The sequence below is a fragment of the Eggerthella sp. BIOML-A1 genome (genome assembly GCF_009875595.1).
In the GTDB taxonomy this organism is placed as follows: domain Bacteria; phylum Actinomycetota; class Coriobacteriia; order Coriobacteriales; family Eggerthellaceae; genus Eggerthella; species Eggerthella lenta.
Window position 1 is genome coordinate 345,927 of record NZ_WWRZ01000004.1, and the last position, 20,872, is coordinate 366,798.

At 65.5% G+C, this 20,872-nt stretch carries 16 protein-coding genes; 9 read left to right on the forward strand and 7 right to left on the reverse strand.

Going from position 1 to position 20,872, the window contains the following annotated elements; all coding sequences use genetic code 11:
• Nucleotides 1–24: 24 nt before the first annotated feature.
• From GT590_RS06810 to GT590_RS06835, 6 genes are all read right to left on the reverse strand, one after another.
• Nucleotides 25–660, reverse strand: a complete 636-nt coding sequence (locus GT590_RS06810) for a DAK2 domain-containing protein (RefSeq protein ID WP_156996118.1) — start codon at nucleotides 658–660, stop codon at nucleotides 25–27.
• A 158-nt stretch (nucleotides 661–818) separates the two neighbouring features.
• Nucleotides 819–1,955, reverse strand: coding sequence for a histone-lysine N-methyltransferase (locus GT590_RS06815; RefSeq protein WP_086414668.1), 1,137 nt, complete (start codon nucleotides 1,953–1,955; stop codon nucleotides 819–821).
• A 33-nt stretch (nucleotides 1,956–1,988) separates the two neighbouring features.
• The gene (locus GT590_RS06820) at nucleotides 1,989–2,333 is read right to left on the reverse strand and encodes an SURF2 Surfeit locus protein 2 (RefSeq protein WP_114518011.1); all 345 of its coding nucleotides are present in this window, start codon (nucleotides 2,331–2,333) and stop codon (nucleotides 1,989–1,991) included.
• A gap of 40 nt (nucleotides 2,334–2,373) precedes the next feature.
• Nucleotides 2,374–3,165, reverse strand: coding sequence for an iron export ABC transporter permease subunit FetB (gene fetB, locus GT590_RS06825; protein WP_086414669.1), 792 nt, complete (start codon nucleotides 3,163–3,165; stop codon nucleotides 2,374–2,376).
• Nucleotides 3,162–3,860, reverse strand: coding sequence for an ATP-binding cassette domain-containing protein (locus GT590_RS06830; protein WP_114551248.1), 699 nt, complete (start codon nucleotides 3,858–3,860; stop codon nucleotides 3,162–3,164). Before GT590_RS06830 ends, fetB begins: the two co-directional genes overlap by 4 nt.
• Before the next feature lie 68 nt (nucleotides 3,861–3,928).
• Complete coding sequence (locus tag GT590_RS06835; protein WP_114518009.1) at nucleotides 3,929–5,314, reverse strand: TrpB-like pyridoxal phosphate-dependent enzyme; 1,386 nt, start codon at nucleotides 5,312–5,314, stop codon at nucleotides 3,929–3,931.
• 575 nt (nucleotides 5,315–5,889) lie between these two features.
• Between GT590_RS06835 and GT590_RS06840 the strand changes: the two genes are divergently transcribed.
• From GT590_RS06840 to GT590_RS06860, 5 genes are all read left to right on the forward strand, one after another.
• Nucleotides 5,890–7,524, forward strand: a complete 1,635-nt coding sequence (locus tag GT590_RS06840) for an ABC transporter substrate-binding protein (protein WP_009304656.1) — start codon at nucleotides 5,890–5,892, stop codon at nucleotides 7,522–7,524.
• Nucleotides 7,525–7,785: 261 nt separating this feature from the next.
• Nucleotides 7,786–8,805, forward strand: coding sequence for an ABC transporter permease (locus GT590_RS06845; RefSeq protein WP_009304657.1), 1,020 nt, complete (start codon nucleotides 7,786–7,788; stop codon nucleotides 8,803–8,805).
• A 5-nt stretch (nucleotides 8,806–8,810) separates the two neighbouring features.
• Nucleotides 8,811–9,743 (forward strand): nickel transporter permease, encoded by a 933-nt coding sequence (nikC, locus tag GT590_RS06850; protein ID WP_015760477.1) that lies wholly within the window; start codon nucleotides 8,811–8,813, stop codon nucleotides 9,741–9,743.
• A 4-nt stretch (nucleotides 9,744–9,747) separates the two neighbouring features.
• Complete coding sequence (locus GT590_RS14810; RefSeq protein WP_009304659.1) at nucleotides 9,748–10,875, forward strand: ABC transporter ATP-binding protein; 1,128 nt, start codon at nucleotides 9,748–9,750, stop codon at nucleotides 10,873–10,875.
• Entirely contained in the window at nucleotides 10,872–11,921 is a 1,050-nt protein-coding gene (locus GT590_RS06860; protein ID WP_114552211.1) for an ABC transporter ATP-binding protein, read from the forward strand. Before GT590_RS14810 ends, GT590_RS06860 begins: the two co-directional genes overlap by 4 nt.
• Nucleotides 11,922–12,026: 105 nt before the next feature.
• Here GT590_RS06860 and GT590_RS06865 read toward each other — a convergent pair whose 3' ends face one another.
• Entirely contained in the window at nucleotides 12,027–13,328 is a 1,302-nt protein-coding gene (locus GT590_RS06865) for a Fic family protein (protein ID WP_114552210.1), read from the reverse strand.
• A 285-nt stretch (nucleotides 13,329–13,613) separates the two neighbouring features.
• Between GT590_RS06865 and GT590_RS06870 the strand changes: the two genes are divergently transcribed.
• From GT590_RS06870 to GT590_RS06885, 4 genes are all read left to right on the forward strand, one after another.
• Complete coding sequence (locus tag GT590_RS06870; protein ID WP_240129775.1) at nucleotides 13,614–15,098, forward strand: FAD-dependent oxidoreductase; 1,485 nt, start codon at nucleotides 13,614–13,616, stop codon at nucleotides 15,096–15,098.
• A gap of 225 nt (nucleotides 15,099–15,323) precedes the next feature.
• Entirely contained in the window at nucleotides 15,324–18,323 is a 3,000-nt protein-coding gene (locus tag GT590_RS06875) for an insulinase family protein (protein ID WP_009304663.1), read from the forward strand.
• Between the two features lie 558 nt (nucleotides 18,324–18,881).
• Nucleotides 18,882–19,658, forward strand: a complete 777-nt coding sequence (locus GT590_RS06880; RefSeq protein WP_009304664.1) for an ABC transporter ATP-binding protein — start codon at nucleotides 18,882–18,884, stop codon at nucleotides 19,656–19,658.
• A gap of 103 nt (nucleotides 19,659–19,761) precedes the next feature.
• Complete coding sequence (locus GT590_RS06885) at nucleotides 19,762–20,691, forward strand: SufD family Fe-S cluster assembly protein (RefSeq protein WP_009304665.1); 930 nt, start codon at nucleotides 19,762–19,764, stop codon at nucleotides 20,689–20,691.
• Nucleotides 20,692–20,872: the final 181 nt, after the last annotated feature.

The following is a 20,872-nucleotide window of genomic DNA, read 5'->3' on the forward strand; positions in this document are numbered from 1 at the left end:
GCACGACGCGGCAGGCCCGATTGCCTAATGATGCGCGGCTCCCGTTGCAAGCCCGCGCAAGAACAGCGAGGTCGACACGGCTCCCGCGTCGGGCGTGCCGATGGTGGCGTCGCCGTAACTGCGCGCGCGGCCGAACTTCGAGGCGAAGCCCTCTGACGCCCGCGCGCCCGCTTCGGCCCCCTCGGCCGCGGCGGCGAACACGGCGGCCGCGTCGTCGTCTGCGGCGTCGCACGCCTGCGCGGCTTCCACAGCGGGGATCAAGGCGTCCATCATGGTCTTGTCACCTACTTGAGCGTTCGTGATGTCCTGCACCTCGGCCAGGCAGCCTGCGAACATGCGGCGCGCGGCATCGGCGGACAGCTCGTTCTCGTCGTCTCCGAGGCGCGCGCCCAAACCGCCGATCATCGTGCCGTACAACGGGCCGGCCGAGCCGCCCCGCACGGCCATGGCGGCCATACCCAGGTCGTCGAGGAAGTCCTTGATCGATTCCTCGTCCCATGCCTCGGCGCGCTCGTCCATGAGCTTGGCGATCTTCGTGATGGTGATGCCGTGGTCGCCGTCGCCGAACTTCGAGTCGATGTCGCTCAAGCGGTCGGCCTGCTCCAGCATGAGCCGCGCGCTCTCGCGCAGCATGGCCTTGCACGTGCCCCGATCGATCATGGATGCCCCTCTTTCGTCGGTTATCGCCCTGCAGCAAACTCTACCCGCAACGTATCGAGCGGTCAATGGGCGAAAAGCGTGCAGGTTGGCGCAGTAAGTCAGCGAGGCTGGTCGTGGCGTCAACCCGTTCCGCCGGCCGCCAGGCTGACGGAACCCTGTTACGCGTTGACGTACACGTATACGATGCGGATGGTGTCGGCGAGGTTGCCCGACGTGTTCGCCGTAGAGTAGTTGTACAGCAGCAGCGCCGACCATTCGTGCGCGGCTCCGTTCAGATCGACCGTGCCGGAGAACGAGTACGATTCCTTGACGAGCGTGGTGCCGTCGCTCGCGTATTCGGAGTATTCGGTTTTGTCGGCGGGAAGCTGCGCCGAGCCCGCAGGCACATTGACGCCTGCCTCCTGCAGCGTCTTCTCGATGATGCCCTCGTTCTTCACCGCGTCGACGAAACTGAGCGAGCCGTAGCCCAGCGACGCGGTGGCCGCGGAGTAGCCCGCCTGCACGACCGCACCGTCCTCGTTGAGACCGAGGTACACCGTCGGCGTGCCGGAGCGCGTGTCGGCCGGCTCGTCGGTAAGGGCCACCGTCACGTTCGTCTTAACGGGATTGCCCTCTTCGTTCACTTCCTTCGAGGTCGTCTCGGTGGCGCCGTGCTTGAGCGCGGCGATGGCCTCATCCTTCGTCATGCCCAGCACGGCGGCCAGGTTAGGAACGTCCGTCTTCTTAGCGGTGGCGGTGGTGGCGTCCTTCGTTTCGTCGGTCTGCATGGAACCCACTTCCTGCGAGCTCTGCTGCTCTTGGGTCTGCTGCGTCGCGATCAGCTGGCTTTCCTCGAACCACTGCCATGCGAAGTATCCCAGCGCGCCGATCAACAGGATCAGCAGCACCACGATGGCGATGAGCACGCGGCGCATGCGCCGCGATTTGCGCTGATAGGCGGGGATCTGCTGCTTCTGCTTCTTTTCCTTCTTCTGCTTTCCGTGACGCCCCTGGGGCTCCTCGGGCTCCGCGGCTACGGTATCGTCGCCGAACAGGAGCGGAGGAGCGTCAACCGGCTCAAGAGCCTCGATGGCATCAGGGTACTCGTCGTCGTTGTCGCCCCGGTAGCTGAAACCGCCGGCATGCGCGCCGTCGCCCACCGGGGAGAACGCCTCGGTCAAGCCGATGCGCTCGTCCGATCCGTCGACGGGCGCCTGCGCGTCGCCCACGGGCGAGAAGGCCTCGGTGAGGCCGATGCGCTCGTCGGAGCGGTCGGAGGGGGTGCCTTTGGGTACGTTGGGAGCATGTTTGGGCATCGTTGAACCTTCCTGACAGGTGGAACGGGGGCGCTAGCGCAAGAACAGGTACCACGCGACGATCGCGACCACGCCCACCGCGGCGAGCGCAAGCACAACCTTCTGCGCAAGCGGCATCGGGGCAGCTTTGAGATCGTCCATCGTGGTTTCCCGATAGCCCTCGTTCACGGCCTTCTCGCGCTTCGGCCGCGCGTCCTCGTCGGTCGAGGAGCCGTTCGCCGCAGCGGGCTCGGGCTCGGGCGCCGGCTCCTCTTCGCACGGCGATGCGGGGGCGGGATCAGCGGGCCGCGTCGGGCGCGCTCCCGCCTGGATGACGACGTCGTCCTCGTCGTCGGGCGTCACGGTAATATGGGAAAACTTGGGTTCGCCTGCAACCACGGATCGTCCTTTCACGTCAATGCGATTATAGATGATTATCCTAGCGTATGCCCTCGTCCAAATAATATCCATCGGGCGCGAAGCGCTTGCGGTACGTCATGAAGCAGGCCGTCACGATGGCGACGGTGTTGGCGGCCGACAGCATGAGCATGACGACGATCTGGTACTTCGCCGCCGACAGAGGATCGGCTCCCGCCAGCAGCTGGCCGGTCATCATGCCGGGGAACGTCACGATGCCCGCCGCCGACATGTTCGCCAGCACGGGCGTCATGCCCGCCCCGATGGCGGCCTTGAGCGAAGGCGCGGCGGCCTCGCGCGGCGTGGCGCCCAAGGCCGTGAGAGAGAACATCTCGCTTGCGCGCGCATCGAGGTCCGAAAACAACCTGTCGATAGCCACCGCCACGGCGGCCATGGCGTTTCCCATGATCATGCCCACGATGGGAACCACCTGCCGCGCGTTGAACCACGGGTCGGCGTGCACGACGCCCTCCACCACGATGAACCCGACGACCAACGACGACACGAACAGCGACACGAACACGGAGGGGACGAGCCCGGGTATGCGGCTCTTCACCCGCGACACGGCTATCTGGGTGGCGGCTATCACCATGGCGGCCAGCACGAGCGCGACGAGCCACCAGGTTTGGAACTCGAACAGGTACGTCAGCAGGAACCCCGCGGCCAAAAGCTGCATGAAGCAGCGCACCGACGACACGACGATGCGCCTCGTCTGGCCGAGCTCCAACTTCCACGACACGAGCCCGGCCACCAGCATGAGCGCGCTCGCGGAGAACAGCTCGACGTAGCCGATGTCGACGACGCCCCCGCTCACGAGCGCGTCCCTTCCCCGTCGGCGTCGGCGCGCGACGCGTACGACAGCGCCCCGTCGCGCAGCGAGAAGGTGCCGCAGGCCACGCCGTCGGCAGCGCGGTGTCGGATGCGCAGACAGGCCATGCGATCGTCGACGAGCGATTTGGTCAGGCGCCCCACCGCGCGAGCCGACTCGTCGTCGAGCGCGGCGTCCACCTCGTCGAGCAGCAGCACCCGGGGCCGCGTGGCGAACGCGCGCAGCAGCGCGACGCGCGCGGCTTGGCCGCCCGAGAGCTGCGCCGCGTTGCGGCCGAGCTCCACGTCGTGCAAGTCCGCCGCCTCCAGCAGGCGCTCGAAATCGCCGTCGGCCGGCGGCGCCGAGCCCGCGTTCACGGAAAGCGTCCAGGGAAGCAGCAGGTTGTCGCGCACGGTGCCGCCGACGAGCGCCGGCTGCTGCGGCACAAGGCACACGCGGCGGCGCCATTGCACCGGCTCGAACGAGGAGGACGGCGCGCCGTCCAAGAACAGCTCCCCGCCGTCGCGCGCCAGCATGCGGGCACACACGCGCAAAAGCGTGGACTTCCCCGACCCGGACGGCCCCACGAGGTCGTACACGCCGCCGGCTTCGAGCGAAAAGCTCGCGCCCGACAACAACGTCGTGCGCACGCCGGCGCGCAGGTAGGAGACGGTTATGTCCTCGGCTTGGAAAAGGCTCATGGAACCATAGTAGCACCCGGGTCCCGCAACGCATAGGCTGCGGAACCCGAAGCCCGCAGGGCGCGCGCCTACTGCACGCCCTCGATGTGCGGGATGCTGGCGAAGCCGACCTCCAGCTCCTCGTCGGTGGGAACATGGTCGCTCATCTCGCCGCGGTTGTAGGCGTCGTAGGCTTTCATATCGAAATACCCCGTGCCCGTGAGGCCGAACAGAATCGTCTTCTCCTCGCCCGTCTCGGCACAGCGGCGAGCCTCCTCCATGGCCTGGAAGATGGCGTGCGCGCTCTCGGGGGCCGGCAGGATGGTTTCGAGGCGCGCGAACTCGACGGCGGCGGCGAACACGTCGGTCTGCTTCACGGCGACGGCATCCATGTAGCCGTCGTGCTTCAGCTTCGACACGATGGGGCTCATGCCGTGGTAGCGCAAGCCGCCGGCGTGGTCGGGGCTGGGCAGGAAGCCGTTGCCCAGCGTGTACATCTTGGCCATCGGGCAGGTGCGGCCCGTGTCGGCGAAATCGTAGGCGTAGCGCCCGCGCGTGAGCGAGGGGCAGCTGGCGGGCTCGACGGCCACGAAGCGCGTGTCGGGACGCACGCCCTTGATCTTGTCGCGCATGAAGGGAGCCACGAGGCCGGCCAGGTTCGAGCCGCCGCCCGCGCAGCCGATGACCACGTCGGGGTACTCGCCCAGCTCCTCGAAGGCAGCGTAGCTCTCCAAGCCGATGACCGACTGGTGCAGCACCACCTGGTTGAGCACCGACCCCAGCGTGTAGCGGCCCTTGTTGCCGGGAATGTTGAGCGCGCGTTCCACGGCCTCGGAGATGGCCGTGCCCAGCGAGCCCGAGGAGTCGGGATGCTCGGCGAGCATCTTGCGGCCGATCTCGGTGGTATCGGACGGCGAGGGCGTCACGTGCGCATCGAACGTCTCCATGATGTTGCGGCGGAACGGCTTCTGCTCGTAGGAGCACTTCACCATGAACACGTCCAGATTGAGCCCGAAATGCGCCGACGCCTCGGCGAGCGCCGTGCCCCACTGGCCCGCACCCGTCTCGGTGGTGATGCCGTCGAGATCCTGGGCCTTCGCGTAATAAGCCTGGGCGATGGCAGAGTTCAGCTTGTGCGAGCCGGACGTGTTGTTGCCTTCGAACTTGTAGTAGATCTTGGCGGGCGTGCCGAGGGCCTTCTCCAGGTTGTACGCGCGGCACAAGGGCGACGGGCGGTAGATGCGGTACATCTCCAACACCGGTTCGGGGATGTCGACGTAGGCCGTGTCGTCGTCCAGCTCCTGGCGCACCAGCTCGTCGCAGAACACAGGTGCCAGATCCTCAGGTGCCGCGACCTGGCCGTTCGGCAGCCGGATGGGCTCCGGCTTCTCCGGCATGTCGGCCCGCAGGTTGTACCACTGCGTCGGGATCTGGTCTTCGCGCAGGTACAGACGATGCGGTGCTTGTTCGGTCATGGTCGTTTCCTTTCCAATCGGTCGGTCCCGCGGCTTGCCCGCCGCGGATGTTCGCAGTCGGCTTCGGTTCGTGCAGCTCGCACGAAAAGAGCCCCCGGATCTCCGAGGGCTCTTCTGACAAGTATGTGTGCGTGAACAGAAGCCAGGGGACCCGGGATTAATGCGTTCTGCTCCACCACCATGCGCCGATACCCGGCGTCGCGAGGACGCTGGCAGCGCAAACGATGTTGGCGACAGGTTGCAAAGGGGAGCCTTTCATGCTCGGTTTCCGGGTACGCCCGCCAGTATAGCGCGCCGCGCAGCGAAATGCAAAACGCGATTTTGGCCCGAATGCGCCGATAATCGTGCCGCTCGCGCCCGCCTGTTGCGCTGCCGCAGGCGCCTTTGGGCGGTTTTTCGCGCCGCAGACGGCCGATATTTGTTTCCATGGGGTAAATTACCTGGTGCACAGTGCTTTATTGCACTAGAGTATGTTGATACGCTTTTTTGCTAGCATGCGCGAAAGCGTCAGCAAAGTCGCACGACTCGCTGGAGGGCCCCGTTCGACGCGGGGTGCGAGGGAAGGAGAACGACAAATGGAAGAAAGCAAGAACACGTTCAGCAGACGCCAGTTCGTCGAGCTGCTCGGCGTGTCTGCCGCAGGTTTCGGCCTGGTGAGCATGGCGGGCTGCAGCGGCGGCGACACGAGCGCGCCGGCTGCGAGCGGCGGCGACACGACGGGCGGCGGCGCGGCCGACGCCATCACGTACAGCCTTACGGCCGATCCGCGCGCGCTCGACCCGGCGTACTTCGACGACGGCGAGTCCGCAGTGGTCAGCTGCAACATCCACGAGGGCCTGTACCAGTACGGCGCCAAGGATGCGAAGGTCGCCCCGTGCCTGGCAGTCGATCTGCCCGAGATCTCGGACGACGGCAAGGTGTACACCATCAAGCTGCGCGAAGGCGTCAAGTTCCACGACGGCGCCGAGTTCAACGCGGAAGCCGTGAAGAAGTCCATCGAGCGCCAGCTCGAGCCCAACCGCAACTCCGACATGCCCTACGCGTCGTTCGTGTTCGGCGAGAAGGAGGCGGGCAACGGCGTCGAAACCGTCGAGGCCGTCGATCCCACCACCGTGAAGATCACCCTGCGCGCCGCGTCCACCCCGTTCCTGAAGAACCTGGCCATGGCGCTGGCCTCCCCCATCGTGTCCCCTGCGGCAATCGATGCCGCTACCCCCGGCCAGCCCATCGCCGAGCCCAAGGGCACGGGTCCCTACAAGTTCGTCGACTGGACGAAGGGCGCTTCGGTCACCCTCGTGGCTAACGACGAGTACTGGGGAGAAGCCCCGAAGGTCAAGAACCTCGTGTTCAAGATCATCGCCGAGGGCAACACGCGCCTGACCTCGCTCATGAACGGCGAGTGCGACATCATCTCGAGCGTCGACCCCTCGTCGGCCGACCAGGTGACCAGCAACGGCTTCGAGCTGTTCTCCGAGGACGGCATGACCATCAACTACATGGCGTTCAACACCGAGACCGGCCAGTGCACCGATCAGGAAGTGCGCAAGGCCGTCGCCCAGGCCATCAACGTCGAAGAGATGGTGCAGGCCATCTACGGCGATTACGCCACCGTTGCCAACTCGGTCATGCCCACCTGGATGGCTCCGTACGCCAAGGATGTCAAGCAGACGGCGTACGACCCCGAGGCCGCCAAGAAGACCCTGGCCGACAAGGGCATCACCTCGCTGCAGTGCATCACGTACACCACCGCGCGCCCCTACAACCAGAAGGGCGGCAGCCAGCTGGCCAACATGATCCAAGGTTACCTGTCCGAGGTAGGCGTCGACGTGAGCATCACCGAGTACGACTGGACCACCTACAAGACCAAGGTGCAGACCGATCCCTACGATATCTGCTTCTATGGCTGGACGGGCGACAACGGCGATCCGGACAACTTCATGAACCTCTTGGCCGACACGAACTGGTCCATGAACGTGGCGCACTTCCAGGACGACGAGTACAAGGCCCTCATCGCTCAGGGCGTCGACACGCCCGACGGCGATGAACGCGACGCCATCTACCTCAAGTGCGAGGAAATGGTTGCCGAGAAGCAGCCGTGGGTGCTGATCTCCCACTCCAAGAACCTGCTGGGCATCAACCCGAAGGTCAAGGACTTCTACTACCATCCGACGGGCGTCGCCTTCTTCAAGGGCGTGTCCAAGGAAGCGTAAGCCTCTCGCTTCGCGCGGACGGGGCCGCTCGGCGTCGAGCGGCCCCTTTTTTGGGTTCTATTACCGCTCGGCATGGCGTTCTTGCCGTCAAACGAGAGCAAGTGCGCTACACTGTCATGCGATCTTTTTCGATCCACGACTGCACGTTCGGGCGAAACCGGACGCGCGCTCGAAGCCGAAGGCACTGCCTCCGGCTTCATTCCTGTTCGCTCGGCGCCGACACGCCGCCCGGACGGATCCCGGTAAAGAAAGGAGCAGCAGTTGCTCAAATACATCCTCAAACGAATCCTCATGGTGATTCCCGTTTTGCTGGGTGTGACAGTCATCATCTTTCTCATCACACGCGTGTTGGCCCCGGACCCGGCTCCGGTGGTTCTGGGCGAGCACGCAACGACCGAGGCGATGGCGGCATGGCGCGCCGACAACGGGCTGGACGATCCCATCTGGCTGCAGTACATCAACTTCATCGTCGGCGCGCTCCAAGGCAATCTGGGCACGTCGTACTACACCCACCAGCCGGTCACGGCTGAGATCGCGGCGCGTTTCCCCGCCACCGCCGAGCTGGCCATCTGCGCCATCATCGTGGCGTCGATCGTCGGCGTGGCCTTGGGCGTGCTGGCGGCAGTGAAGAAGAACAAGGCGGCCGACAACGTGAGCATGCTCATCGCGCTCGTCGGCGTATCGATGCCCATCTTCTGGTCGGGCATCCTGCTTATCCTGCTGTTCTCGGGCATCCTGCACTGGCTGCCGTCGAGCGGCCGCGTGTCGCCCCTCCTGCAACCGTCGGGAGGAACCGGATTCTTCATTCTCGACACCATCATGCAGGGCAACTGGGCCGGCCTCGCCGACGTGCTGGTGCACCTCATCCTGCCCACGTTGGCGCTGTCGCTGTACTCCATGGCCATCATCACGCGCATGACGCGCTCCAGCATGCTGGAGACGCTGAACGCCGACTACATCCGCACCGCGCGCGCCAAAGGCCTGTCGAAGGGCTCCGTCAACATCAAGCACGCGCTGCGCAACGCCATGCTGCCCGTGTCCACGGTCATCGGCCTGCAGTTCGGAAGCCTCTTGGGCGGCGCGCTGCTCACCGAGACGGTGTTCGCATGGCCCGGCATCGGCAAGTTCGCCGTCGACTGCGTGCTGAAGAGCGACTTCCCCGTCGTCCAGGGCATCGTGCTTCTGGTGGCGGTCATCTTCGTCATCATGAACCTCGTCGTCGACATCGTGTACGCCTACCTCGATCCCCGCATCAAGTACGGCGCGAAGGAAGAGGGGTGATCCGCATGGCGAAGAACAAGCTGCTCGCCACGGAGCCGGCCGGCGATGCCGCGCTGCTGAACGGCCAACCGGTCAAGGAGAAGCACGAGAGCATCTGGAAAGACGTGTTCGCGGGCATCGTGTCCAACAAGGCGTCGCTCGTCAGCGGCATCTTCATCCTGATCCTGGCCGCCATCGCCATCGTCACGAAGCTGGCTCCCGGCATCCTGCCCTACGACCCGTACGCGCAGAACCTCGGCGAATCGCTGCTGGGGCCCTCGGCGCAGCACTGGTTCGGCACCGACATCCAAGGCCGCGACATCTTCTGCCGCGTGCTCGTGGGCACGCAGATCACGCTGACCGTGGGCCTGGCCGCCGTGGCCATCTCGCTCACCGTGGGCGTCATCCTGGGCTCCATCGCCGGCTACAAGGGCGGCAAGTGGGACACCGTCATCATGCGCATCATGGACATGATGCTGGCCATCCCCTCCATCCTTCTGGCCATCGCCATCATGGCGGCGCTCGGGCCCGGCATCGAAAAGGCGGTCGTGGCCATCGGATTGGTGGCCATCCCCGAATACGCGCGCATCGTGCGCTCCGAGATCCTCTCCATCAAGGAGAACGACTACGTGGCCGCCGCGCGCGTCATCGGCGATTCCAACTTCAAGATCGTGTTCAAGCACGTGCTTCCCAACGTGCTGCCGTCCATCATCGTCCGCGCCACGCTGGGCATCTCCACGGCCATCCTCGACGCAGCCGCCCTCGGCTTCCTCGGCTTGGGCGTGCAGCCGCCTGCCGCCGAATGGGGCGACATGCTGGGCCGCGGACGCAACGAGCTGTTCCGCGCGCCTTGGCTCATGATATTCCCCGGCCTGGCCATCACGCTGACCGTGCTCGCGTTCAACCTCCTGGGCGACGGCGTGCGCGACGGTCTCGACCCCAAAGCAAGGAAGAGGTGATCCCGTGCTTCTTTCGGTGAAGAACCTCTCAACGGAGTTCCCCGTCAAGAAGGGTATCGTCCGCGCCGTCGAAGACGTGAGCTTCGACGTGGACCAAGGCGAGATCCTGGCGATCGTGGGCGAGTCGGGTTCCGGCAAGTCCGTGACCAGCCTGTCCATCATGGGTCTTTTGGCCGAGCCGGGACACGTGGCCGGCGGCTCCCTGGAGTTCGAAGGCAAGGACCTCGCAACCCTGTCCGAGAAGCAGTACCGCGAACTGCGCGGCAACGACATGGCGATGATCTTCCAGGAGCCCATGACCTCGCTCAACCCGGTGTACCGCGTGGGCAACCAGATCGTGGAGGCCATCCGCACCCACGAGAAGGTGTCGAAGGCCGAGGCGAAGGACCGTGCCGTCGACCTGTTGCGCAAGGTGGGCATCCCCAGCCCCGAGGCACGCATCAACGACTACCCGCACCAGATGTCGGGCGGCATGCGCCAGCGCGTTATGATCGCCATGGCGCTGGCCTGCAACCCGAAGCTGCTCATCGCCGACGAGCCGACGACGGCCCTCGACGTGACCATCCAGGCGCAAATCCTCGATCTTCTGCGCCGCCTGCGCGACGACACGGGCATGGCCGTGCTGCTGATCACGCACGATCTGGGCGTGGTGTCGGAGACGGCCGACCGCGTGGTGGTCATGTACTGCGGCCAGGTGGTGGAGGAAGCCGAGGTCCGCACGCTGTTCGACCACCCGATGCACCCCTACACGCTGGGCCTGCTGAAGTCCATCCCCCGCCTGGAGGACGACGATTCGAAGCGCCTGTACATGATCAAGGGCATGGTGCCGAACCCGTTGGAGATGCCGCCGGGCTGCCACTTCTCGGACCGCTGCGACTCCTGCATGGACATCTGCCGCACGAAGGTTCCCGAGCTTGTGGACGTCGACGGCCATAAGGTGCGCTGCTTCCTGTACGAGAGCGCCGACGGCGAAGTGAAGAGCGAGGAAGCCATCGCCCGAGCCGAGGCCGAGGCGCTGGCCGACGTCGAAGCGGCGCGCGAGGTGGAGACCGCCGAGGCGCTGTTGGCTGCCGAAGATCTGCGCGAGGCGGAGATCGAGGAGATCGAGAAGGAAGAGGAGGCGAGCCGATGAGCGAGAACACCGCGAGCAACGCGACCGCGTCCGCGCAAGCGGGCGCGGTCGAGCAGGACATCCTGCTCGACGTCCAGCACCTCACGAAGCGTTTCGCCGCAGACACGAACTTCTTCGGCAAGGCGACCTCCTACGTGCAGGCCGTGGACGACGTGAGCTTCCAAATCCGCAAGGGAGAGGCGTTCGGCCTGGTGGGCGAATCGGGCTGCGGCAAAACCACCGTAGGCAAGATGCTGGTGAACCTGCTGAAGCCCACGTCGGGCAAAATCGTCTTCGACGGCAAAGAGCTGACGGCGATGAAGCCGGCCGAGCGCAAGCAGTACTGCAAAGACATCCAGCTGATCTTCCAGGATCCCTACGCGTCGCTCAACCCGCGCATGCGCATCGGCGACATCATCGCCGAGCCCATCATCACGAACAACATACTGCCGAAAGACCAGGTGGAGGATCGCGTGAACGAGCTGTTAGAGCGCGTGGGCCTGGCGAACTACATGCGCAACCGCTACCCCCACGAGTTCTCGGGCGGCCAGCGCCAGCGCGTGGGCATCGCGCGCGCCCTGGCCGTGAACCCGAAGCTCATCGTGTGCGACGAGCCGGTGTCGGCATTGGACGTGTCCATCCAAGCGCAGGTGTTGAACCTGCTGGACGAGCTTAAAGAGCAGTTCGGCCTGACGTACCTGTTCATCGCCCACGGCCTGAACGTGGTGAAGCACGTGTCCGACCGTGTAGGCGTCATGTATCTGGGCAAGATGATGGAGATCGCCCCCAAGAAGGCGCTGTACGCCGATCCGCTGTCGCCGTACACGCAGGCGCTGCTGTCGGCCATCCCGTCGGTCGACCCCGCCGCCAAGAAGGAGCGCATCATCCTGGAAGGCGACGTGCCCTCGCCCATCGACCCGCCGCCGGGCTGCCGCTTCGCCAGCCGCTGCTTCGCGAAAGTGAACGGCTGCGACGAGGTCATGCCTCCTTTGGTCGAGGTGAAGCCCGATCATTGCGTGGCCTGCCACCGCTACGACAAAGGCGGCCCCGGGACGGCCGTGATCTGACAACGAGAACCTCGCCGCCCCTGCGCGATCGAACCGCCTCCCATTTCTCGGACATGAGAAATGGGGGGCTTTTTCATGACCGGGCGCTTTCTTTGCGAATGCACGTCAAGAGCGCGTCAACAGCTGGCGAAGGCCGGGGGTCACGGGGAACTCAAAGGCGCGCTTCGTGCGGACGCACTTCAAAAACCCAAGGTCGACGAGACCGTACAGGTCGGCACGCGCCGTGGCGTAAGCGACCTTGTGGGTTTTCTGATGCGACTCGATGCGAAACACCGCCTCAGGATTGCTGAGGGCCATCTGCAGCACGGAGCGCTGCCGATGATTGACGTCTACGTCGTTTCGCAGCGCGCGCACGAACGCCTCATCACGTTTGAGCATGCGTTTGAGCTCCGCTTCGACCTCGTCCAGCTTCTTGCGCACCAAACCAGTCGCCACGTCGATGTGGATGGTGTAGTCGACCTCGCCGTCAACGAGGACAGCGGCGTCTTTCACCAGCGACATGACGGCGGGCGGGCGAAGGATGCCGCTTTCCCAGGCGCCCATAGGCTTCACGATGGGCACGTACGCCAACACGGGCCGTTCCGTCTTCCTGAACAACAGCTTCATCATGAGCGAGCACACGGCGCCGTTCCAATCCGGCAGCGGGTGCACGCTCATGAACAGGTGGCGGACGCCCAAGGCCAGCAACAGCGGATGCTCGGCATACGTTTCGCTATTCTCCTCGATGATCTTCGACACGAGCGCGAGCGCCGCAGAGCGATCGAGCGGCTTGCGCTTCCACAAGCGGGAACCCTGTCGCGACGAACGGGTGACCTGGCGCTCCACGCCGCGCGAAACCCGTTCGTACACCTCGAGGACGATCTCGGGCGTGCAAGGCCTTCCGGCAAGCTCCTCAAGATGCCAGGCGGTTCGATGCCAGTTCAAAAGGAGGCGCTCTTCCGAGGTTTCCGGGTCGCGCTCGGAAAGCAGCACCTCGCGCGCCTTCTCGTAACCGATGGACAAACCGTCCTCTTTCAGCGTCGCAACGGCCTCGTCCACGTGCGCCTCTACCAGAAAGTACGTGGCGTTGCGCGAACGCACGGCCAAATCGAGCCACGACCCTGCATGGCAGCGCTTGTCGATATCGTCGAGGTTCGCCACGATCGAGCGCGTGGGATAGTACCAACCGCGCCGCCCTTCCCCATCGCGAAACGGCAGTTCGACGGCCGTCTGGCGCCGCAGCGCGTTGAGGATGTCCCACGCCTGCTCGCGCGAGACGCCCTCCGGCATGGCAAGCATTTCGAACTCTTCGCGCGTCAGCGGACGCTCGTCCGCCAACACGCGCAGGCCGCAGAACACCGGATCCTTCAAAAGCGAGATCATCTGCCGCACCGTCGCATCGGACATGGCGGCCGTCTTCGTGTCCACCAGATCGCCCCTCCTCGATTTGATAGATTTTGATAGTTCATGATACGTGCTTCTCGTTCGAATGCCAACAAGGGAACGGACAACGGTGGCAAGAGGTTTGAACTGGTATTTCTTCGGGGCTTCCCCGCTTTTCGCACTTCGGGAAAGCCTCAGATAACTATCAATTTTCCAGATATTGACAGTTAAATCGATGGCCGCGTACCCTTTTCGCCAGGCGCAAGCCGAAAGGGAGGAACAATCGACAACATCATGAAAGGGAGTGGGATCATGAGCGATGGAAAGCGCATGACGCGAAGGGGATTCGTAGGAGCGGCGCTCGCCGGCACTATGGGCGTTGCGGCGTCCTCGTTCTTGGCCGGATGCAGCGCACCGACGTCCTCGAGCAATTCGCAGGAGTGGGATCAGGAAGCCGATGTCGTGGTGGTGGGAGCAGGCGGGGCCGGACTCGCGGCTGCCATCGAAGCCGCGAACGCGGGTGCGAGCGTGCTGCTGCTCGAGAAAGCCAGCGCCGTCGGAGGCGACTCCGCGCTGAGCGACGGCATCTTGGGCGGCTGGGGCACCAAACTGGCGAAAGAGCAGGGCATCGACGCCGACGCCGACGACGTGTACCGCTGGTTCACGCGTCATCCCGAATGGTACGGACCGAAGGATCCCGCCATCGCGCGCGTGCTGGCCGACAAGAGCGGAGAGACGATCGATTGGCTGCAGGAGATGGGCGTGCCTTTCCTGAAGGAAGTAGGGCCGCTGTTCGGGTACACCGAACTGCCGGTCATCCACCATGTCGATGGCAAGGGCGCCGAGATGGTGCGCGTGCTCGCCGAGACGGCCGAAAAAGCCGGCGTGGGCACGCTCACCGACACCTCGGCAACGAAGCTGGTCGCCGACGCCGACGGACGCGTCATCGGCGTGGAGGCGGTTCAGAAGAAGAACCCCGTGCGCATCAAGGCGAACAAAGGCGTGGTCATGGCAACAGGCAGCTTCGCCGGAAGCACGGCCATGATCGGTCAGATGAACGCCGAATGCGCCAACCTGCTGCCGGGCTCGAACCCCGGAGCCACGGGCGACGGCCTGGTCATGGCCATGGAGCTGGGCGCCTACACCACGCGCGTCTCGGACATGCCGCTGATGAGCTCGTTGGCAGGCCTTGAATCGGGCAGCATCGTCAACATCAACTACGGGATGCGCCTGCCGGGGCTCTGGCTCGATGCCGAAGGCCAACGCTTCTTCGACGAATCGACCCCCTACGAAAACCCCAACGGGCACCGCGCCATCGTGCGCAAGCAGAACGAGCAGGGATCGCCGGTCATCGCGTTGCTGGGAACCACGCCCGAGCTGGACGCCATGCAGGCCACGTACCCGCTGAAATGGGCCACCGCCGACACCGTAGAGGAAGTCGCCGGCATGGTAGGCCTCGACGGCGCGAAGGCGAAGGCCACCGTCGAGCGCTATAACGGCTTCTGCGAAGCGGGCAAGGACGAGGACTGCGGAACTCCCGCCGACAAGATGGTGCCCATGACCGGCCCCTTCTACGCAGCTCCTATCGCCGTGAGCACCTCGGTCACCGTCGGCGGCTTCAAGACGAACGAGCAGGCTCAGGCCCTCAGGCTCGCCTTGGCTTCCAGCGGCTCGCTGACCGAACCGATCCCCGGCCTGTACGCCGCCGGCGTGGTATGCGAGTGGAACTGCGCCGCCGGAGCCACGGTGCTCAGCGCGATGACGCTCGGCCGCATCGCGGGTCGAAGCGCCGCTGCGGAGGCCTCCGCAGCCTAGCGGCATCGGACAATCGCCCCCTCCCCTTCGAGAGGCCTGCCTGCTTGGGCGGGCCTCTCGCCCCGCATGAGCGCCTTGGGCTTAACCGGTGTGCAACGATTCTCCGGATCGTCGGCGAACCCTGACGACGATGCGACCTGTTCGCGCTATCATAGACGTCGACACACGAACTCGCGCTCGACGGCCGATTATCGGTATCGAGCTCATCCGGAAAGGCGGCATTGCATGGACCTTGCTCCCGAGCAGAAGCTGCACGGATTCACCGTGCGCACGCGCGAAGAACTTCCCGAGATCGACGGCACGGCGTACGTGCTCGACCACGACAAGAGCGGCGCGCAGCTGCTGTACCTGCGAAACGACGACAACAACAAGGCGTTCTCCATCGCGTTCAAGACGCCGCCCGCCGACGACACGGGCGTGTTCCACATCCTGGAGCACTCGGTGCTGTGCGGCTCGGACAAGTTTCCCGTCAAGGAGCCGTTCGTCGACCTGCTGAAAAGCTCGATGCAGACGTTTCTGAACGCCATGACCTTCCCCGACAAGACGATGTATCCGGTGGCCAGCACGAACGACCAGGACTTGCTGAACCTCGCCGACGTGTACCTCGACGCGGTGCTGCACCCGGCCATCTACCGTAAACGCGCCATCTTCGAACAGGAGGGCTGGCACTACGAGCTGGGCGGCGACACGGAAGCCGAAGCGGGCGACTCCGTTGCAGGCGACGCCGTGGCCGCCACGGAAGCCGCCGACGGGTCTGCGCGCCTCGTGCTGAACGGCGTGGTGTACAACGAGATGAAGGGCGCGCTGTCCGATCCGAATTCGGTGCTGTACGACGAGCTGCAGGCGGCGCTGTTCCCCGACACGGCCTACCGCTTCGAGTCGGGCGGCACGCCGCGCGCCATCCCCGACCTCACCTACGAGCAGTTCCTGGAGGAGCACCGCCGCCACTACCGCCTGGACAACAGCTACCTCACGTTGTACGGCGATCTCGACCTGGACGGCATGCTGGCCTTCCTCAACGAACGCTACCTGTCCCCCGTCGCCGACGAGCAGGCGGCCGCGACGGGCATCGGCTCCGAGGGCGCGCCTCTCGGCCCCCACGAGCTGCGCGAGCAGGCGCCCGTACGCGCGCTGGGCGTGAAGAGGAACATGGCTACCGCGCCCGAGAACGCGTGCGCCGGGCTGGGCTACGTCATCGGCAACGCGTGCGAGCGCACGCGCATGACGGCCGTGGACATCCTCATCGACGCCATCGCAGGCTCGAACGAGGCGCCGCTCAAGCGCGCCCTGCTGGACGCGGGGCTGGCGGCCGACGCTACGGCGTTCTTCGCCGACTCGCTGCTGCAGCCGTTCGCGGTCATCCAGCTGCGCGGACTGGAGGAAGGCGGTGCCGAGCGTTTCCGCCCGGTCGTGGAGGAAACGCTGCGCAAGCTGGCCGACGGAGGGCTCGACCGCACGCTCGTGGAGGCGTCGCTGTCGCGCGCCGAGTTCGTCATGCGCGAGCGCGAGTACGGCATGCCCGACGGCGTAGCGCTGGCGATGAGCTCGCTGGCGGGCTGGCTGTACGACGACGATGCGGCCACGTCCTACCTCAAGTACGAGGACGACTTCGCGTTTCTGCGCAAAGCGCTGGACGAGGGGTATTTCGAGCGGCTGATCCGCGAGGTGTTCCTGGACAGCGACCATATGGCCGAGGTGGAGATCGTGCCGGTCGACGGCGACGAGGACGCCTACGAGGAGGAGCGCCTGGCCGCCGTCGAAGCCGCCATGACTCCCGAGGACTACGTTCGCGTGGCCGACGAGGAGGCCGCGCTGCGCCGCTTGCAGGAGGAGCCCGACTCGCCCGAAGCTTTGGCCGTGCTGCCGCGCCTGTCGGTAGCCGACATAAAGGACGCTCCCGAGGAGCCCGCGTACGGCCCGGTAGAAGACGCGTCTGTTCCTACGCTGCGCCACGACGTTCCCACGCGCGGCATCGCCTACGCCTACCGCTACTTCGACCTCGACCGCGTCGCGTTCGACGAACTTCCTTACGTGGCCGTTCTGGGCCTCGTGCTGGGCAAGCTGGGAACCGCACGACATACCGCCTCCGAGCTGGACACGCTCGTCAACGGCAAGCTGGGCAACCTCACGTTCTTCGCCGAGATTTACGAGAGCGAGACCGACCCCGCTGCCCTGGCTCCGAAGTTCGTCGTCAGCTCCAGCGCTCTGACCGAGAACGTGCGCGAGCTGGCCGAGCTGCCCCGCGAGATCATGCTGGAGACCGACTTCTCCGACACGGGCAAGATCAAGGACGTGCTGCAGCAGCGCCGCATCGGCATGGAGCAGGGCTTCGCGAACGCGGGGCACGCCAGCGCCATGGCGCACCTGGCCTCGTACTACCTGCCGGCCGGCGTGGTGCGCGAGCAGCTGGGCGGCGTCGGGTTCTACCGCTTCCTCAAGCAGCTGCTGGCCTCGTTCGACGAGCGCGCCGAAGAGGTGTCCGCGCGCCTGGCCGACCTCGCCGCGCGCCTGTTCGCCGACGACGCTCTGACGCTGAGCTTCACCGGCACGGACGGCGACTACGAGCGCTTCCTGGCCGCAGGCGCCGCGCTCGGCCGCACGCGCCCCGCTGACGGCGTGCGCTTGATCGCGCCCGACCCCGTGGCGCTCAATGAGGCGTTCATCGTGCCCACCGACGTGTGCTATGCGGCCCAGGGCTTCGACCGCCGCGCCTTCGACGCGGGCTACACGGGCGCCTGGCAGGTGGCCGCGCGGGCGCTTTCCTACGACTACCTGTGGAACGAGGTGCGCGTGAAGGGCGGCGCGTACGGGGCGGGCTTCCAGACGGCGCGCACCGGCAATCTGCGCTTCTACTCGTATCGCGACCCGCACCTCGACGACACGCTGGCCCACTTCGCCAGGGCTTCCGAGTGGTTGGCCAAGTTCGACCCCGCCGCCGAGGCGATGGAAGGCTACGTGGTGAGCACCGTGGCCGGGTTCGACACCCCGCTCAAGGCGCGCGCCCTCGTGCGGCGCCAGGACGGCGACTTCTTCGGCGGACGCACGCCCGAGAGCCGTGCCGCCACGCGCGCCCAGATGATCGACGCGGACGCCGCTGCGCTGCGCGCGCTGGCCGGGCCCATCGCCGAAGCCGTCGCGATGAACGCCGTGTGCGTGTTCGGCAGCAAGGACATCATCGAGGCGTCCGATGCCGGCCTTGCGGTTATCGACCTGCTGAACGAGTAGGCCCGCGACGTAAACAGAGCGCTTCGACCGCGGCCCCGACGCAGACGCCGGGGCCGCCTCGCGCCCAGCCCCTTTCGCACGCAACCGCGACAGCGCGTCACGGCGATCACGGACCGAGGCCGGAATGGCAACAATGCATCGAATTCGGAATACGCGCGGGGGTCGAAAGCGCGAATAGCGGCCCTGCTATGGTGTCGCGCATTTTGCGACCAGGCATTCCGTCGAAAGGAACCCCTCGGGCTCTCCGCAACGCAGCCCTGAGAGTTCCGAATTCGATGCATTATCGCCACCCGAACCCCTGCCGGATGCTCGCACGCCGGCCTTTGCCTGGCAAGCCCTGAAAATCGTACTTCCGAAGCACACGTCCTCGCGCTTGAGCTAGAATAAGCGGTTGGAACCGAGTGCGTGCGAAGCGATTGGATCCGGGGGTCGTCCCGGCCGTTGACGGCCGAGGCGGACGCGCCTGTCGCCGAGCATGCGGCCGCGCTTGACCGAGCGCCGCAATAATGATAGTAATACAGTATCAAATAGACGAGAAGAATACGGAGAGCTGCTGTTATGCTGGAACTCAAGAACCTCACCTTCGAGGTGCCGCTTGCGGACGGATCGAAGGAAACGAAGCGCATCATCGACGATCTGTCGCTCACCATCCCCGACGGCCGCTTCACGGTTATCACCGGCCCGAACGGCGGGGGCAAGTCGACGCTGGCCAAGCTCATCATGGGCGTCGAGCGCGCGACGAGCGGCCAGATCCTGCTGGACGGCGAGGACATCACCGACCTGTCCATCTCCGAGCGCGCCAAGAAGGGCATCGGCTACGGTTTCCAACAGCCCGCACGCTTCAAGGGCATGAAGGTGAAGAAGCTGCTGGACATCGCGGCCGGCAAGAAGCTGCCGATGCTCGCGTGCAACGAGTACCTGGCGAAGGTGGGCCTGTGCTCGGCCAGCTACCTCACGCGCGAGGTGGACAAGAACCTGTCCGGCGGCGAGGTGAAGCGCATCGAGATCGCCACCATCCTCGCGCGCGACCCGAAGCTGGCCATCTACGACGAGCCCGAGGCGGGCATCGACCTGTGGAGCTTCGACCGCCTGACCGAGACGTTCCGCGACATCCACGAGGCGCGCGACGGCCGCTCCATCGTGATCATCTCGCACCAGGAGCGCATCATCCAGCTGGCCGACGAGATCGTGCTTCTGCGCGACGGCAAGGTTGCCGAGACGGGCACGCCCGAGGAGCTCATGCCGAAGCTGGGCTTCGTGGCGAAGGGCATCCCCGGCTGCCAGCTGAGCACCCCCACCGAGCTGCACCTCACGGAGATCGCCACCACCTGCTAACCCGCCCACGCCGCGCTGCGAATGTTTCACGTGAAACATTCGTTCGCGTTCACGCACGCGGCAGCTGCACGAAGCCGCCGCTTTGAACCAGAAGGAGGCCATCATGGCTGTTGATCTTTCCCCCATCGACGAGAGCCTGCTCGCCGAGATCGCCAACATACACGGCATGCCGAAAGGCGCGTTCAACATCCGCAAGGACGGCGAGCTCGTCGAGCGCCACTCCTCGGCGAACATCGAGATCGCCACGAAGACGGACAACCCCGGCATCGACATCCGCATCAAGGCCGGCACGAAGGGCGAGACGGTGTACATCCCGGTCATCGTCACGCAGGCGGGCCTGAAGGACGTCGTGTACAACACGTTCTACATCGAGGACGACTGCGACGTGACCATCATCGCCGGCTGCGGCATCCACAACGAGAGCCACCAGGCCTCCGAGCATGACGGCATCCATACCTTCTACTGCGGCAAGAACAGCCGCGTGAAGTACGTGGAGAAGCACTACGGTGAAGGCACCGGCACCGGCGAGCGCATCCTCAACCCCGTGACCAACGTGATCATGGACGAGAATTCCAGCTGCGAGATGGAGCTCACACAGCTGCGCGGCGTGTCGTCCACCGTGCGCGACACGAACGCCGAGCTGGGCGCGGGCGCGAAGCTGGTGCTGACCGAGAAGCTGCTGACCCACGACGACCAGGTGGCCACCTCGAACATGAAGGTGGAGCTCAAGGGCGACGATTCCAGCGTGCAGGTAATCTCGCGCTCGGTGGCGCAGGACAACTCCAAGCAGATCTTCAACCCGCTGGTCATCGGCGAGGCGCAGTGCCGCGGCCACGTGCAGTGCGACGCCATCCTCATGGGCACGGCGAAGGTGACCGCCATCCCCGGCATCGAGGCCGCCCACGAGGACGCCCTGCTGGTGCACGAGGCCGCCATCGGCAAGATCGCCGGCGACCAGATCACGAAGCTCATGACCCTGGGGCTGACCGAAGAGGAAGCCGAGCAGGAGATCCTCGAGGACTTCCTGAACTAGCCGGTTCCGTCGGCCGCGCGGCCGCCGGAACGACCCGGCACTGCGAAGGCCCCCGGCATCCGGCCTTGCCCCTTGTGCGCCGCTCGGCGCGTACCGAAGTACGCTTGGCAGCGCAGCGGGACAACTCCGAACGCCGGGGGCCTTCTCGCTGCCTTGCTGCGCCAACCCGCGAGGCGTTGTT

Excerpts from the sequence above, each read along its gene's own strand:
- GT590_RS06810 (WP_156996118.1), bottom strand. The coding sequence starts at position 660 with ATGATCGATCGGGGCACGTGCAAGGCCATGCTGCGCGAGAGCGCGCGG.
- GT590_RS06815 (WP_086414668.1), bottom strand. The coding sequence starts at position 1,955 with ATGCCCAAACATGCTCCCAACGTACCCAAAGGCACCCCCTCCGACCGC.
- GT590_RS06830 (WP_114551248.1), bottom strand. The coding sequence starts at position 3,860 with ATGAGCCTTTTCCAAGCCGAGGACATAACCGTCTCCTACCTGCGCGCC.
- GT590_RS06835 (WP_114518009.1), bottom strand. The coding sequence starts at position 5,314 with ATGACCGAACAAGCACCGCATCGTCTGTACCTGCGCGAAGACCAGATC.
- GT590_RS06840 (WP_009304656.1), top strand. The coding sequence starts at position 5,890 with ATGGAAGAAAGCAAGAACACGTTCAGCAGACGCCAGTTCGTCGAGCTG.
- nikC (WP_015760477.1), top strand. The coding sequence starts at position 8,811 with ATGGCGAAGAACAAGCTGCTCGCCACGGAGCCGGCCGGCGATGCCGCG.
- GT590_RS06860 (WP_114552211.1), top strand. The coding sequence starts at position 10,872 with ATGAGCGAGAACACCGCGAGCAACGCGACCGCGTCCGCGCAAGCGGGC.
- GT590_RS06870 (WP_240129775.1), top strand. The coding sequence starts at position 13,614 with ATGACGCGAAGGGGATTCGTAGGAGCGGCGCTCGCCGGCACTATGGGC.
- GT590_RS06875 (WP_009304663.1), top strand. The coding sequence starts at position 15,324 with ATGGACCTTGCTCCCGAGCAGAAGCTGCACGGATTCACCGTGCGCACG.
- GT590_RS06880 (WP_009304664.1), top strand. The coding sequence starts at position 18,882 with ATGCTGGAACTCAAGAACCTCACCTTCGAGGTGCCGCTTGCGGACGGA.
- GT590_RS06885 (WP_009304665.1), top strand. The coding sequence starts at position 19,762 with ATGGCTGTTGATCTTTCCCCCATCGACGAGAGCCTGCTCGCCGAGATC.